This window comes from Spirosoma profusum, from assembly GCF_014699005.1.
Classification (GTDB): Bacteria; Bacteroidota; Bacteroidia; order Cytophagales; family Spirosomataceae; genus Spirosoma; species Spirosoma profusum.
Map to the genome: position 1 here is coordinate 249,615 of NZ_JACWZY010000005.1, position 15,420 is coordinate 265,034.

A 15,420-nucleotide genomic window follows, 5' to 3' on the forward strand; every position below is an offset into this window, starting at 1 on the left:
GTCCCTTGCGAGTTTATGAGACAACGTAGCAGATGGTATTCGCTTTAGTCTAAGTCGGGCCGCACAGTAGTGAATCCAGCGTCTAACCTTTGGATTACAAAAAAGCCTTAAAAACGGAGGAGCCATGTTCCCGAAACGTTACGTTGGATTTGGAGCAATTCTTCTACTCATTACGCCACTAATAAATCGTCTGATTTGTAGTTATTTCAATTTACTAAAAATGAGCTTTTTGTCATTCTGACGAAGGAAGAATGACAAAAATGGCTTCACAGCGATACGTACCATGTCAGATATAGTCGAGCGGTTGATTGATACGTTTGGAAAAAGTTGCGTGCTCACACCTGAAGAAGCCAGTACGCGGGTTGCCAGTCATTGGAAGCAGTCAGGTGGTCTCAATTGCCTGGCGTTGCTTCTGCCAGAAACGACCGAGGACGTATCAAAAATGCTTCAAATCTGCCATGAATTTCATCAGCCCGTCGTACCGCACGGAGGATTAACCAACGTAGTAGGCGCTGCCGATACGCATCCGAACGAAATTGCGTTAAGCCTTGAGCGCATGAATCAGGTGGAGCAAATCGACGTAGTAAACAAAACGGTAACTGTTCAGGCGGGGGTTATTCTTCAACAATTGCAGGACAACGTAGCAACGCATGGGCAACTATTTTCGCTCGATCTGGGCGCAAAAGGAAGTTGCATGATCGGCGGAAACATTGCTTCCAACGCCGGTGGTTTACAGGCGTTACGTTACGGAGTTATGCGAAATCTGGTGCTGGGTCTGGAGGTTGTTCTAGCCGATGGTACGGTCGTTTCTTCGCTGAACAAGTTGATGAAGAATAATGCCGGCTATGATTTGAAGCAGCTTTTTATAGGTTCAGAAGGTACGCTGGGCATTATCACAAGAGCCGTTCTGAAGCTTGAAGAACGTCCCAAAACACGAAACACTGCTTTTATAGCCGTAGATAGTTTCGAGAAAGCCAATGACCTGTTACTGGCGGCCAAAGCTTCTTTAAAAAATGGCCTTACCAGTTTTGAACTGTTGTGGCAGGATTACTACCAGTTAATGACGTCGAAGCCTTCCCTTTTTTCGCCCCCTCTGCCTCAAACATATCCCTTTTACGTATTGCTGGAATCGCTTGGGTACGATGCCGAAAAAGACAAAACCCAGTTCGAAGAATTTTTAGAACACTGCCTGATTACTGAGTTGATTGACGATGCAGCTATGGCGCAGGCAAAAAAAGAGCTGGATTGGTTTTGGGGTATCCGCGAAAATGTAGAATTCATTTTTTCCATTCATCGCCCTGTTTTTCTGTTCGATATCAGTCTGGCTATTTCCGACATGGATGCCTACATAAAAACGATACGTTCGGAATTGCAGAGCGTCTGGCCAGACGTTCACCTCTACGTGTTTGGGCATATGGGCGATGGAAATTTGCATTTATTTGTCAGTTGTGGGGAAGATGACCAACCAACGAAACATAGAATAGAAGAACTTCTGTATAAACCATTACAACCCATCGGTGGCTCAATAACCGGCGAACATGGTATTGGTCTGGAGAAAAAACCGTGGCTCTATCTAAGCCGTACTTCTGAAGAAATAGCCCTGATGCGAACGATAAAAAAAGCGCTAGATCCAAGGGGCATTCTAAACCCTGGAAAGCTATTGCCTGAATAATCCATAAGCGTAGTCTTAGGAAAAACTGGCTTTCAGCTTAACACGTAATCTGGACGTCCACGTCCGGGTGTGCAAAGAATTAGATTCACCCGGCAAGCCCTGATTCTTGTTAACGTAGCAAAGATGAAAGCAACGTTTACACCTATTTTCTCATCTTTTGAATGGGTGGCCCTATCACCCTTAGACCCTCATCTTTATGCTCCGCAACTATCTGAAAATTGCATTCCGAAATCTTGCAAAAAACAAAGCCTATTCGGCCATCAACATCATTGGACTGGCGGTAGGTATGTCTGTCGCCATGCTGATTGGCCTGTGGATTTATGACGAATTATCGTTCAACAAATTCCATAAGAACTACAACCACCTGGCCCAACTCTATATCAATCAAACGTTTAATGGTATTGAGGGCACTAGTCGGGCCGTATCGCTGCCGTCGGCAAACGAAGTCAAAACCAAATACCCGAGCGATTTTAAAGCGGTGGCTTTGTGTTCCTGGAATTTCGGGCACCTGCTGGTGAATGGCGACAAGAAAGTCAACAAAGAAGGGATGTATGCCGAGCCAGAGCTGCCCGAAATGCTTTCGCTCAATATGCTGAAAGGCGATTATGCCACAGCTCTTAAAGAACCGGCCTCTATTCTGTTGTCAGAATCGCTGGCGAAGACGTTATTCGGCAGCGCTAACCCTCTGAACAAAATCCTCAAAATCGATGCTAAAAACAACGTAAAAGTTACAGGTGTTTTTGAAGATTTACCCTATAATTCAAACTTCTATGATGTAAATTATTACCTGCCCTGGAGCGCCTATCTCGCCAATGAGGGCTGGGTGAAAGAGTCGTTGCAACAATGGGGAAATCACTCGTTTCAATGCTTTGCCCAGATTACAGAGAAGGGCGACATGAAAACGATTTCCACGAAGATTCGGGATATAGAGAAAAAACACGCTTCCGTCAGTGAGAAGCCGGAATACTTTCTGCATCCGATGAGCATGTGGCATTTGTATTCCGATTATAAAGACGGGAAAAATATCGGCGGAGGTATTCAGTTTGTCTGGCTGTTCAGTCTGATTGGTGTTTTTGTGCTGTTGCTGGCCTGCATCAACTTCATGAATTTGAGTACGGCACGTAGTGAGAAACGCGCCAAAGAAGTTGGTATTCGAAAAGCTGTAGGTTCACTACGTCAGCAGCTTATTACGCAGTTCATGAGCGAGTCGATGCTGGTGGTTGCTATGTCTCTGGTTCTTGCTCTGCTTATTGTTTTGATTGCTTTACCAGCCTTCAACGACCTGTCGGGCAAAAAAGTAGAATTCCCCTACACTAATCCGGTTTTCTGGATAATTGTTTTAGGTTTTTCACTGATAACCGGCTTTCTGTCAGGCAGTTATCCTGCACTTTATTTATCTTCTTTCAATCCGTTAAGCGTATTGAAAGGTACCTTCAAAGTTGGACGTTGGGCAGCCATCCCGCGAAAAGTACTCGTGGTAGTTCAGTTCACCGTATCCATTACGCTCATTATCGGAACAATCATTGTGTTTCAGCAGATTCAGCACGCTAAAAACCGCCCCGTTGGCTACGACCGATCGAATCTGTTACAAACGTTTACCAGTCCAGGTACTAATGGGAAATACGAGCCTCTTCGCGACGATCTGCTAAAAACGGGTGTCGTTTATGAAATGAGCCAGTCATCCAGCCCTACCACAGGGGTTTGGTCGAATCAGATTGGTTTCGAGTGGGAAGGGAAAGACCCTAAATCATTGCCTTTGTTTGGGATCGTGGGATGTACACATCATTTTGGGAAGTCCATCGACTGGAAAATTCTGGAAGGTCGTGATTTTTCGAAAGACTTTTCGACTGATACGTCGGCATTTGTTTTGAACGAAGCTGCGGTCAAATTGACGGGTCTGAAAAATATTGTCGGCAAAACCATTCGCTACAATGAAAAGCCGATGCAGGTGGTTGGTGTTATAAAAGATATGGTAATGGAATCGCCGTATGAGCCCATTAAACCAACGATTTTTCTGGTTCGCTATGACTGGTCGAACGTCATCAATATCAGGCTAAAGCCCAATACGCCGGTCGATGAAGCGCTTCAGAAACTTAAAGCTGTTTTCAAGAAATACGACCCGGATACCCCTTTCGATTTCAAGTTTACGGATCAGGAATACGATGCTAAGTTCCGCACGGAAGAGCGCGTAGGTAAACTGGCGCGTGTATTTGCCGTACTTGCTATTTTCATCAGTTGCCTGGGTCTGTTTGGCTTAGCGTCGTTTATGGCCGAGCAACGTATCAAAGAAATTGGTGTTCGGAAAGTGCTGGGCGCATCGGTATTCAGCCTATGGGGGCTACTCTCCAAAGAGTTCGTCCGACTGGTAATCCTTTCATTCCTGATCGCTACGCCCATTGCCTGGTATTTTCTGGACGACTGGCTTCAGCACTACGATTACCGCACGACGATCTCATGGACGATTTTTGTGCTATCGGGCCTGGGTGCAACCGTCATTACGCTCCTGACCGTGAGTTATCAGGCCATACGGGCTGCATTAGTGAATCCAGTAAAATCACTACGTTCGGAATAGCATAGTACGAGGAAAAATAATGGTCTGGTTGCAGATAAATAAATCCTGTAGCCAGACCATTTTCATTATAACAATGGCGACGTTAACAAGATATTCGCTACGTTCCTTCCAATAAATCTATATTAATCAACAGACGTAATTATCAATTATAATCCGCAAACTATTTAGTAAGTATCCGAAGCATGACTTCCTATATACAAATAGCCTTTTATTACTTGTTCGATTATTTTAATTTAGTTTTAACTTATTAGCAGTAACAAATAAGGACTCCAGATAATACCGTACGCTCAAAAGTCCCTCATTTACTGATACTTATATTAGGTTTCATTAAAAATATACGTAGCTTGCTTAAGCCACTCTATGTAATAATTTGTCAATAAATATGGCTTCTTATCTCCTAATCCTTTACCAATTATGCAAACTATCAATTTTACTTTATTGCCGAATAGACGTTCATTGTCTACTACACAGTTTTTGATACTATTTTTCTTACTTTATTCACCCAGGTTAGTTATCGCTCAAACTTGTACGCCAAAGCTGTTTGTTAGCACTAATCCACTCAGTTTTAGTTTAGTAAGTAGCAATCTCGTTGGTAACAGTATGAATGAGCGTAGTGCGCCAGTCATAGCCGATATTGATGGGAACGGTCGACTCGATTTATTTGTGAGCCGCACCGAAGGTCCTATTTCTAATGGTACAATTTTACGTTATCAGCAGACAGCAACAAACTCTACCAGTTTTACCCAGGTTACTAATACGTTCAATAGTATCGATGTAGGCAATTACGCTATGCCTACTTTTACGGATCTTGACGGCAATGGCCGACTTGATTTATTGATTGGCGAAGAAGATGGTAATATTAATCATTGGCAACAGGTGTCTTCCAATAACACCAGTTTTACCTTAGTGACCGCTAATTTTAATAGCATTGATGTCGGCACAAACTCTACTCCAACAGTAACAGACTTAGACGGCAATGGCCTGCTCGATTTACTGGTGGGTCAATCAATAGGCACAATCAGCCATTTCCAACAGAGTACAGCCAATTCCACCAGCTTTACGCTAGTTAATGCCAGTTTTAATTCGATTGATGTAGGTTCTAATTCTGCACCGACCGTTGTAGATATTGATGGGGATGGCCGACTTGATCTATTAATCGGTTCACTCGGAGGTAATATCCATCATTATCAACAAACTGCTCCTAATTCTACGTCCTTCACGCCGGTAAGCACTACCATAGTGGCTAGTGGTAGTGGTTATACCACCCCAACATTTGCAGACCTGGATGATAATGGTCGCCTGGATTTACTAGTTGGAACTGAAGATGGTGAAGTTCGGTATTTTCAACAAGGTAGCGCCAACTTAACATCTTTTTGCACTCCGGCCTCTTCAACATCTGCTCAATCGGTACAAATCTGGAGTAGCAAATGTTTGACAACCAACGTAACGGTAACGGCTCCGGCAGGTTTTGAAGTATCTCTGAGTGCCACGAGCGGTTTCGGGACTAGTATAGATTTAGTACCGATTAATGGTACGATAGCAAACACAAATGTTTATACTCGTTTCGTACCCACCTCTACAGGTACTACCACAGGGAATTTACAGGTGTTCTCTTCGGGGGCTACTACCCGAACGATAGGTCTAACGGGTCAATCAGTCAGTGTAAGCCTCTCGGCCTTAAGTGGCACTGCCTGTAGCGGCTCTAGTTTTACACTTACAGCTAACGCCAGTGGATATGGTCCGAACAATGGTACCCTATTCACCTTCAACGGCCCCGGATTGAGTCAGTCTGGTGGCGCAAGTTCAGCCACTGCAACACAAACGGGTACTTATTCCGTCACTGCTAATAAGTCGGGGTTCTGTGCATCTACTGCCACTACGTCACTTACAGCAACCAATATCGTAGACTTATTTACTCTCAAAAATGGCCAGTGGTCGGATGCGACGGTGTGGAGCTGTTCTCGGGTTCCTTTAACAACGGATAGGGTACGGATAAAGCATACTGTAACAATTCCGACCAGCTACGTTGCCTATGCTTATAAAGTAAATTTTGACAATCCTGCTCCCGGTCCTGGCGGGGGTGGTAACGCTGCTAGTAAAGTTACTTATCAATCGGGGGGCCAGCTTAGGATAAGCAGTCAGTAGCGCACTACGTTGTCGACAAATCTAAAATTTCTGTCGTTCATTAGCGGACAGCTTTTGTACGGTTTCGGACAGGTATATAGCTGTCGATACGTTCAATCTGAGCGCTAAGCTGGTTTTTAGGTGTGGCATGGTAGTTGAATCCGTTAGCGAAGCTAACGAACAACTACCCGTCAATGCTACGTAACTACTTCAAAATAGCCTGGAGAAATCTCTGGAAGAACAAAACGTTCTCGTTTATCAACATTCTAGGACTAGCGCTGGGAATGGCCTGTAGCCTGCTCATTATGTTGTGGGTACAGGATGAACAGCATATGGATCGGTTCCACGCCAACGACAGCCGGCTTTACCGGGTCATGGAGAACCAGCACTACGTAGGTGTAATCAATACGTTTGCCTCAACGCCCGGTATTCTGGCCGAAAACATAGTCAAAGACTTTCCCGAAATCCAGATGGCGAGCCAAGCGCTGTGGGAAGAGCAGACGCTGTTTACGGTCGGCAATACGTTCGAGAAAGAAAAAGGGCGTTCGGTACAGGGTGATTTCCTGACCATGTTTTCATTCCCGCTCAAAGAAGGCGACCCAAAAACCGCACTTAAACGCCCTGACGGATTAGTGATTTCGCAGAAAATCGCTGACAAGTACTTCAAAGGGCAAGACCCAATGGGCAAAATCATTCGGGTCGACAATAAGGATGACCTGATGGTGACGGGTATCCTGGCCGACATGCCGGAGGCTTCGTCGCTAAAGTTCGATTACCTGATGAGCTACGACCGATGGCAGAAAACCAATCAATGGTCGAAAGAATGGGGTAATAACGGCCCGCGTTGTTACGTGATGCTGGCCCCGAATGCATCCGTCGATAAGGTAAACGCTAAAATCAAAAACTACATAAAGACCAAGAACAAAGACAGTAACGTCGAATTGTTTCTGCAAAACTACGGCGAGTCGTATCTCTATTCGAAATGGGAGAGCGGTAAGCAGGACGGTGGCCGAATTGAATACGTTCGCATTTTCTCTATTGTTGCCATTTTCATTCTGGCGATTGCCTGCATCAACTTCATGAACCTGGCTACGGCCCGCTCTGTCAAACGAGCCAGAGAAGTGGGTGTTCGAAAAGTGGTTGGCGCTTATAAAAACAGCCTGATCGGGCAGTTCCTGGGCGAGTCGATGCTTATTACGTTGTTGTCGCTGGTATTTTCGGTATTGATCGTACTGCTGTTCTTACCTGTTTTTAATGAATTGACCACCAAGAAGTTATCGCTTAATTTTACCGATCCCACCTTTTTACTGCTGTTGCTTGGCTTATCAGTCGTTACCGGACTTTTGTCGGGAAGCTATCCGGCTCTGTTCATGTCGTCGCTGAATCCGGTGGTCATTCTGAAAGGTTCGCTGAAATTCAGAGCAAGTTCTACTTATTTCCGTAAGGGTTTGGTCGTCCTGCAATTTGGCCTGTCGATCATGCTGATTTTGGGAACGCTGGTCGTTTATCGTCAGATTCAATATATCCAGAACAAAAATCTGGGATACGACCGCGAAAACCTGCTTTACATGCCTTTAGAAGGCGATTTACAGCGGAGCTTTCCTACATTCCGGCAGGAACTGGCCCGTCAGCCGGGTATTAAATCTGTTACGTGTGCCCAATCTGACCCGCTCGAAGTAGGCAGTTCGACACAGGGCGTACGGTGGCCGGGCAAAGACACTACCCAACTGATTCTGTTCAGTCAGAATGCCGTTTCGTATGATTACATCAAAACGATGGGCATCAAACTCATTGGTGGGCGCGATTTCTCGATGGATTATACAACCGATACCAGCAACTACATTATCAATGAAACGTCGGCCCGGAAAATCGGCTACAAAGACCCTGTTGGTAAAGAACTGACCATGTGGGGGCGTAAAGGGAAAATCATTGGCCTGATGAAGGATTTCCATTTCAACTCGCTTCATACGGCCATTGATCCGCTCATTCTGCATTTGCAGCGCGGCAGCGATTCCACCCGTAACTGGGGTACGGTGCTGGTACGTACCGAAGCCGGTCAGACTAAACAGGCCCTCGGTAGTATGGAATCGGTTAGCAAGAAATTCAATCCGCATTTCCCGTTCAAATATTTGTTTACCGATCTGGAATTCGCGAATCTCTATAAAGCCGAAAACACGGTTAGCAAGCTAGCGAGTTACTTCGCTTTCCTGGCGATTTTCATTTCGTGTCTGGGTCTGTTCGGGCTTGCAGCTTTCACGGCTGAGCAACGTACCAAAGAAATCGGTATCCGTAAAGTACTGGGAGCCAGTGTTACTAATCTTGTAGGCATGCTGTCGAAGGAATTTATATTGCTGGTGTTACTGGCAGCCTTCATCGCCTTCCCGCTAGGTTGGTACTTCCTGAGCGGCTGGCTCGAAAAATACGCCTACCGCATCGAACTGGAATGGTGGTACTTCGTCGCATCGCTGGTACTGGCCGCGATGATCGCTCTATTCACAATCAGTTTCCAAAGCATCAAAGCGGCATTGTTAAACCCAGTGAAATCACTACGTTCTGAGTAAATTCTGAACCGGGATTTAACAGATTTAGGGATTGGCAGGATTTTGTTTCGCTTCTTCGAAGCATTTTATCGATAGCAAAATCCAGTAAATCCCTAAATCTGTTAAATCCCGGTTCAGATAATTTCCTACCCTTATGTTACGTAACTACCTCAAAATCGCCTGGCGCAGCTTATTGAAAAACAAAGGTTTTTCAGCGATCAACATTCTTGGTCTGGCTATTGGCATGGCCGCCTGTCTGCTGATTACAGTATTTGTGTTTTATGAGCGAAGTTTCGATAGCCTTCATCATAAAAACATTTACCGGCTCGATGAAGTCCAGAAATTTCCAGGGATGGTGGCCCCACAGAACGTAGCATTATCCATGTATCCGATGGGTTCAACCCTAAATGACGAATTCCCTGAAGTCCAGAACTTTACCCGGATCACCCAATTTAATAAAGTAACGCTGACGTATCAGGACCAAAAAGTGGTTTACCCGAACATGCTCCGGGTCGATTCGACCTTCCTGCAACTGTTCGACTTTGAATTGCTAAAGGGCGACCGTAGTACCGCGCTACAAAAGCCCGGCAGCGTGGTTTTAACAGAGGAAGGTGCGGCAAAACTATTTGCTACCCAGGACCCTATTGGCAAATCAGTCGTTTATTATGGACGCGATACGCTTACGTTTGCGGTTACGGGTATTCTGGCAAACACGCCCAAAAACTCGCATCTTCAGTTCGAGGGTTTATTTTCCCTCAAAACGTTTGTTAGTCCGGAAGACGCCAATAACTGGGGAGGCAACTGGCTTGTTACGTACTTGGAACTGGCGAAAAATACAGACGTAGCGGCACTAGAGCGCAAATTTCCTGCCTATCTGAAAAAGCACATGCGTGAAGACAGCTGGAAGTTTTATGAGCTTTTTCTACAACCCCTGAAAGAAGTTCACGCCAATTCCGTTCAGATTACCCACGATTACATCAACTATCAGAAATTCGACTCCAGTTATACCTACGTTTTCTCGGTTATTGCCCTGATCGTGCTGGTCATTGCCTGTATCAATTTCATGAACTTGTCAACGGCCCGCTCGGCTGGTCGCGCGCGTGAGGTAGGTATCCGGAAATCGGTTGGCGCGATACGTATGCAGTTGGCCGGGCAGTTCATTGGCGAATCTGTGCTGGTGGCTTTTTTGGCGTTGGTACTGGCTATTCTAATTGTCAAACTAACGCTACCGTTTGCCCGCGACTTAAGCCAACGGAACCTTGATTTGCCGCTGTTCAGCAACCCCCTGTTACTGCTTATTATTCTGGCGGGTACGGTTGTCATCGGCGCTCTTTCGGGACTTTATCCGGCGGCTTTTCTGTCGTCTTTTCAACCGGCAAAAGTGTTGAAGGGCTCAACTGAGGGGGGACGTAGTAAGGTAACATTTCGCAACGTACTGGTAATTGGTCAGTTTGCAAGCGCTATTTTCCTGATCATTGCCACCATTTTTGCCGTTAAGCAGCTTCGGTTTATGCGTAACCATGACACAGGATTTAATCGGGAACAAGTAGTGGTTATTCCACTTAACTCAAAAACGAATCCGAAATACGATGCGCTTAAACAGGAGTTGGTGAATAACTCACTCGTTCTGGGTGTAACAGCCTCGCAGCAGCGACTTGGCAATAACCTGCACCAAACAGGCGTAAAATTTCAGGGCGACGGTCCGGTACGCGAGTTGACCTCCTCGCAGGTCATCGTAGACCCTGACTATCTGACGCTCTATAAAATTCCACTGGTAGCCGGTCGAAATTTCTTACCTGGCAAAGCAGAAAGCGGGCGAACGTATATCATCAATGAATCGCTGGCTAAAGAGCTCCTGAAAGATCATCCCGGTAAGCCAATCCAGTCGTTAATTGGCCGACGCTTTGGTTTTGGTGGAATGGATTCGCTGGGTACGCTGGTTGGTGTGGCCAAAGATTTCAACTTTAATTCGCTCCATCATAAAATTGAAACGCTCTGCATTTTCAACCAAAAAGACTGGGGATACAGCGAAATGTCGGTTCGGATAACTAGCGGTAAAGCAAAGGAAGCCATTGGGCAGATAGAAGCTGTCTGGAAAAAAATCGCGCCGGAATTTCCTTTCGAATACACCTTTCTGGACGAACATTTCGCGGGTCTCTATCGGGCCGACCTCCAGGTGAGCGAAATCGTGGGTATTCTGGCTTCGCTGGCGATTTTCATTTCGTGCCTGGGGCTGTTTGGCCTGGCTTCTTACTCCGCCGAAAAACGTGTTAAGGAAATCGGTATCCGGAAAGTATTGGGCGCATCGGTAACCGGTGTCGTTGCCCTGCTTTCCAGAGATTTCCTACGCCTGGTTCTGATTGCCATACTCATTGCTACGCCCCTTGCCTGGTACGCTGTTCATACCTGGCTAAATGATTTCGCCTACCGTATTGGCATGGACTGGTGGATTTTCGCCCTGGCTGGAGTAGTAGCCGTTGCCATTGCTTTATTAACGGTTAGTTTCCAAAGCATCAAAGCCGCTCTGATGGACCCCGTGAAATCACTACGTTCCGAATAAATCTGAACCGGGATTCAGATAATTTCCCAAACCCTTAACCTTATGCTACGTAATTACATCAAAATTGCCTGGAGGAATCTGCTGAAAAACAAGCCGTTTTTCCTCATCAATACGCTCGGTCTGGCCGTTGGTATGGCTGCCTGCCTGCTTATTTTGCAGTACGTTACGTTCGAACGTAGCTACGATGATTTTCATCCCAACGTCCAGAATATTTACCGTATTGAATATGACAGTTATCAGAATGGAAAACTGGCTTACAAATCTGCTACGTCCTTTCCTGCTATCGCACCCACGCTGAAAAAAGATTTTCCTGAAGTGGAAGAAACGGCGCGTCTTTACGACGCTGACGCTAACGTAGTGACGTACGATAACATCCACTATCGGGAAAACAACTATTACTTTGCAGATAACTCTATTTTCAACATCTTCAAGATTGATTTCCTAAGTGGCGATCCAGCTACGGCCCTGAAGGATAAGAACACCGTAGTGATGTCGGAAACGATTGCCCGAAAATATTTTGGCAATCAGAATCCGCTTGGAAAAACCGTCAAACTCGGCCGCAATCCGTATCTGGTTAAAGGCGTTTACAAAGACTATCCCAAAAATTCCCACCTCGAGCTCGACCTGATTTTCTCCTATCGGACCGAGCCAGACGCACAAACTAGCTGGGGTTGGTACGATTTCTTTACGTACGTAAAACTGAAGCCGGGCACCAATCCTGATCTATTCCAGGCGAAAATTCTTAATCTGGTTCAGAAATACAATCCAGATCGCGCCAAAACCCCTGGTAATCACAGCGATTTACTACTCCAGCCACTACGTGATATTCACCTGACTTCAAACCTGAATCAGGAAGCCGAAGTGAACGGGAACGGCAAATCTGTGGCTGTTCTATCCATCATCGCGCTCTTTATTCTGGTTATCGCCTGGATTAACTACATCAATCTGGCGACTGCCCGCGCCATGGATCGTGCCAAAGAGGTAGGTATCCGAAAAGTAGCCGGTGCGGAACGGTTTCAGTTGGTTGTTCAGTTTCTGATGGAGTCGCTCATTCTCAATATACTAGCAGTTCTGGTTGCGCTGGTTATTATCCAAATCAGTGCGCCGTCCTTTAACGAATTGACTGGCCGTCCACTATCATTGACCCAATGGTTACAACGTGACCTCTGGCTCCCGGCGGTGGCTGTATTCTTCGGCGGTACGTTACTGTCGGGGCTATATCCGGCATTTATGCTATCTGGATTCCAGCCGATTACTGTCCTGAAAGGAAAACTGAGCAACGTAACAGGCGGACTTTCGCTACGTCAGGGATTGATTGTTTTCCAATTTGCGGCTTCGGTTATTCTCATTATTGGGACCATCACCGTTTACCAGCAACTGCGCTACATGCAGAATCAGGATTTAGGCTTCAGCACCAGTAACAAGCTCATCGTTCGAGGTGTAGAAAGCGGAGACTCTACGTATGAAGCCAAAGCGAATGCCTTTAAACAGGAACTAGAGCGTGCCAATCTGGTCGAAAAAGCTACAGCATCGGCTTATGTGCCGGGTATCGAAATCCTATGGACCAACGGTTTCCGGCGATTAGACCGGTCGGATATGGCGTCCAATACGTTGTACAACACCGCCATCGACTATAATTTCCTGGAAGCCTACGATATTAAACTGGCAGCAGGCCGCAATTTCGACAAAACCTTCGGCACCGAACGACGTAACGTATTGCTGAATGAAACAGCCGTTAAACTGCTCGGCTTCGACAATCCCGCCGACGCCCTGGGCAAACGCATTCGTAGTGGTGATACGTTAACTATTGTAGGTGTAGTAAAAGATTATCATCAGCAGGGCCTCCAGAAAGGCCACTGGCCCATGCTGCTACGTTTTCTTCCTGCTGCCGACAGATTCTTCTCGTTACAGTTAAGTTCGGCCGATGATCTGCCAGCGAAACTGGCCGGTGTCAAAGCCGTATACGACAAGGTTTTCCCAGGAAACCCATTCGAATATTTCTTTCTGGATACGTTTTTTAACGAGCAGTACAAAGCCGAACAGCAATTTGGCAAGGTTTGTACTTTGTTTGCGGGTCTGGCCATTTTTATCGCCTGCTTGGGTCTGTTTGCCCTTGCTACGTTCATTGCCAAACAACGTACCAAGGAAATCGGCATCCGTAAAGTGCTTGGAGCCACTGTTCCAAGTCTAATCCGATTACTGTCGAGAGATTTCCTGAAATTGGTTGTGATTTCAATTATATTGGCTTCACCTCTGGCCTGGTACGCCATGAATCGCTGGCTTGCCGACTTTGCGTATCACATCGCCGTTCCCTGGTGGGCATTTGTACTGGCTGGAATTACCTCTCTAGCGATCGCCTTGCTCACTGTCAGTTATCAAAGCATAAAAGCTGCGCTGATGAATCCGGTAAAGAGTTTACGTTCAGAGTAATAGCTGAACCGGGATTTAACAGATTTAGGGATTTACCGGATTTTGTTATTGATAAAGCGCTTCGAAGAAGCGAAACAAAATCCAGTAAATCCCTAAATCTGTTAAATCCCGGTTCAGATAATCACTGCTCTTCGTAATAATACCCGAAGATGATGCCCATTTCGTCTTCGCTGGTCAGGCCAAAATTGACGGTTTTCGTCGTCGTGTTCTTGTAGGTAATTTCGGACGTAAGCCCCTCCCCTTTTTGCAGCGAGATTGGTGTTTTGAGCGTAATAATATCCGGATGTTCCCAGTCGGTTGAGGTGTATATCACTTCGCCATCACGGGTTCCACCTTTTATTTTTATGGTAAACAACGTACCGAGCTTATGCATGTGCGAGGTCAGCGTCAGGATTTTACGCGGTTTATCGAACGTAAACGATTTGGTAAACATCTGCGTTTTTCCGGGATCAATCGCCAGACTTGTATTACTCAGATTCAGCGTTTTCACCACTTTCTGCACTTTCGATTTATCGATTGTGTAAAAATTCACCTGCGCTTCGCCTTTCATCACCGAACTCGTTTTATTCACAAAATGAGAGTTCAGGTCGAGCGATGCACCAGCCGGAATCAACAAAGCTGCCCCTTCTGGAAAAACATAATCCTGATACTGTGCCTGCGAACCTGCGAAATAAACGTGGTTAGACATCGACAGCGCCGTTGCCAGATTGAGCGAATTATCGGGGTTACGTAGGTCGCGAATGTCGTTCAGATTGGGCAGCAGGTTTTTATTCTGAAAATCGTACACCACGAAGTGATGGCTTCCATTACGCATTTTGGTTTCGTAACGATTCACGTAGATATCGGTCGAGTTACCCACTGTCCGGCGCGTAAACAGTTCCCGTTCAAAATTTGGCTGAATATCGAAGGCTGGAATGGCCATCTGATAGCCCGTACCCGCAGCCGGAACTGTTAATGAATTATACGGCGTTGCTGTCGACGTATTATCCGTCACTAACGTAGCATCCGCTACGTTGCCCGTTTTTGGAGCCCCCGCTTCAATCCATCGACGAATGAATTCGATCTGGCCGTCGGGCAACGGATTACTACTTCCCAGCGGCATCAAACTACCATACGACTTACCGCTGTGGTGACTGGCCGACAGATTCAGTTTGTGATAGAGTAAGCTTTCCAGCGAGGCAAACGGTTTCACGCGCTTCAGTGCATCGGCTTTGGCGTTCGTATTCTTTGGATCGACATTGACCAGATTAGCATACGCAACGCCGGCAGCCAGCACCAAACCATGTTGAACGAACGTAGCGTCTTTATCCGACGAGTGGCAGCCTGACGTAGCACAGGAGGGGGTGAGGATTTTCTGTTGAATCAGATCGAAAGTTGCCGTCTCCGATGGATCTGGCGAATCCATAGCGGTTTTGCTACACGCGCCTAGATTCAGCAGCAATGCCGTAGTTCCAATAGATAGGGCTAATCGAGTATAAGTCAGGAAGTTCATAGGTTACAGAATGCCAAAAAGCATCACGAA

At 46.1% G+C, this 15,420-nt stretch carries 7 protein-coding genes; 6 read left to right on the plus strand and 1 reads right to left on the minus strand.

Translation table 11 applies throughout. The annotated features are described in order from the left end of the window. Positions 1-283: 283 nt before the first annotated feature. The 6 genes from IC229_RS08720 to IC229_RS08745 all read left to right on the plus strand — a co-directional run bounded on the left by IC229_RS08720 (position 284) and on the right by IC229_RS08745 (position 13,898). Positions 284-1,672, plus strand: coding sequence for an FAD-binding oxidoreductase (locus IC229_RS08720; RefSeq protein ID WP_190886570.1), 1,389 nt, complete (start codon positions 284-286; stop codon positions 1,670-1,672). Positions 1,673-1,868: 196 nt separating this feature from the next. Further along, positions 1,869-4,244 carry an ABC transporter permease gene (locus IC229_RS08725; RefSeq protein ID WP_190886571.1) on the plus strand — a complete coding sequence of 792 codons (2,376 nt, stop codon included), beginning with the start codon at positions 1,869-1,871 and terminating at the stop codon, positions 4,242-4,244. A gap of 600 nt (positions 4,245-4,844) precedes the next feature. Continuing rightward, positions 4,845-6,389, plus strand: coding sequence for an FG-GAP-like repeat-containing protein (locus IC229_RS08730; protein WP_190886572.1), 1,545 nt, complete (start codon positions 4,845-4,847; stop codon positions 6,387-6,389). Between the two features lie 173 nt (positions 6,390-6,562). Further along, positions 6,563-8,929: an ABC transporter permease gene (locus tag IC229_RS08735; protein ID WP_190886573.1), complete on the plus strand. Its 2,367-nt coding sequence runs from the start codon at positions 6,563-6,565 to the stop codon at positions 8,927-8,929. A 133-nt stretch (positions 8,930-9,062) separates the two neighbouring features. Beyond that, positions 9,063-11,468 carry an ABC transporter permease gene (locus IC229_RS08740; RefSeq protein ID WP_190886574.1) on the plus strand — a complete coding sequence of 802 codons (2,406 nt, stop codon included), beginning with the start codon at positions 9,063-9,065 and terminating at the stop codon, positions 11,466-11,468. A gap of 42 nt (positions 11,469-11,510) precedes the next feature. After that, positions 11,511-13,898, plus strand: a complete 2,388-nt coding sequence (locus IC229_RS08745; protein WP_190886575.1) for an ABC transporter permease — start codon at positions 11,511-11,513, stop codon at positions 13,896-13,898. Positions 13,899-14,019: 121 nt separating this feature from the next. Here the strand turns inward: IC229_RS08745 and IC229_RS08750 are convergent, their stop codons facing one another. Beyond that, positions 14,020-15,390 carry a monooxygenase gene (locus IC229_RS08750; protein ID WP_190886576.1) on the minus strand — a complete coding sequence of 457 codons (1,371 nt, stop codon included), beginning with the start codon at positions 15,388-15,390 and terminating at the stop codon, positions 14,020-14,022. Positions 15,391-15,420: the final 30 nt, after the last annotated feature.

Bases quoted from the DNA above. Each gene is read 5' to 3' on its own strand.
- IC229_RS08720 (WP_190886570.1), top strand. From the start codon at position 284: ATGTCAGATATAGTCGAGCGGTTGATTGATACGTTTGGAAAAAGTTGC.
- IC229_RS08725 (WP_190886571.1), top strand. From the start codon at position 1,869: ATGCTCCGCAACTATCTGAAAATTGCATTCCGAAATCTTGCAAAAAAC.
- IC229_RS08730 (WP_190886572.1), top strand. From the start codon at position 4,845: ATGAATGAGCGTAGTGCGCCAGTCATAGCCGATATTGATGGGAACGGT.
- IC229_RS08735 (WP_190886573.1), top strand. From the start codon at position 6,563: ATGCTACGTAACTACTTCAAAATAGCCTGGAGAAATCTCTGGAAGAAC.
- IC229_RS08740 (WP_190886574.1), top strand. From the start codon at position 9,063: ATGTTACGTAACTACCTCAAAATCGCCTGGCGCAGCTTATTGAAAAAC.
- IC229_RS08745 (WP_190886575.1), top strand. From the start codon at position 11,511: ATGCTACGTAATTACATCAAAATTGCCTGGAGGAATCTGCTGAAAAAC.
- IC229_RS08750 (WP_190886576.1), bottom strand. From the start codon at position 15,390: ATGAACTTCCTGACTTATACTCGATTAGCCCTATCTATTGGAACTACG.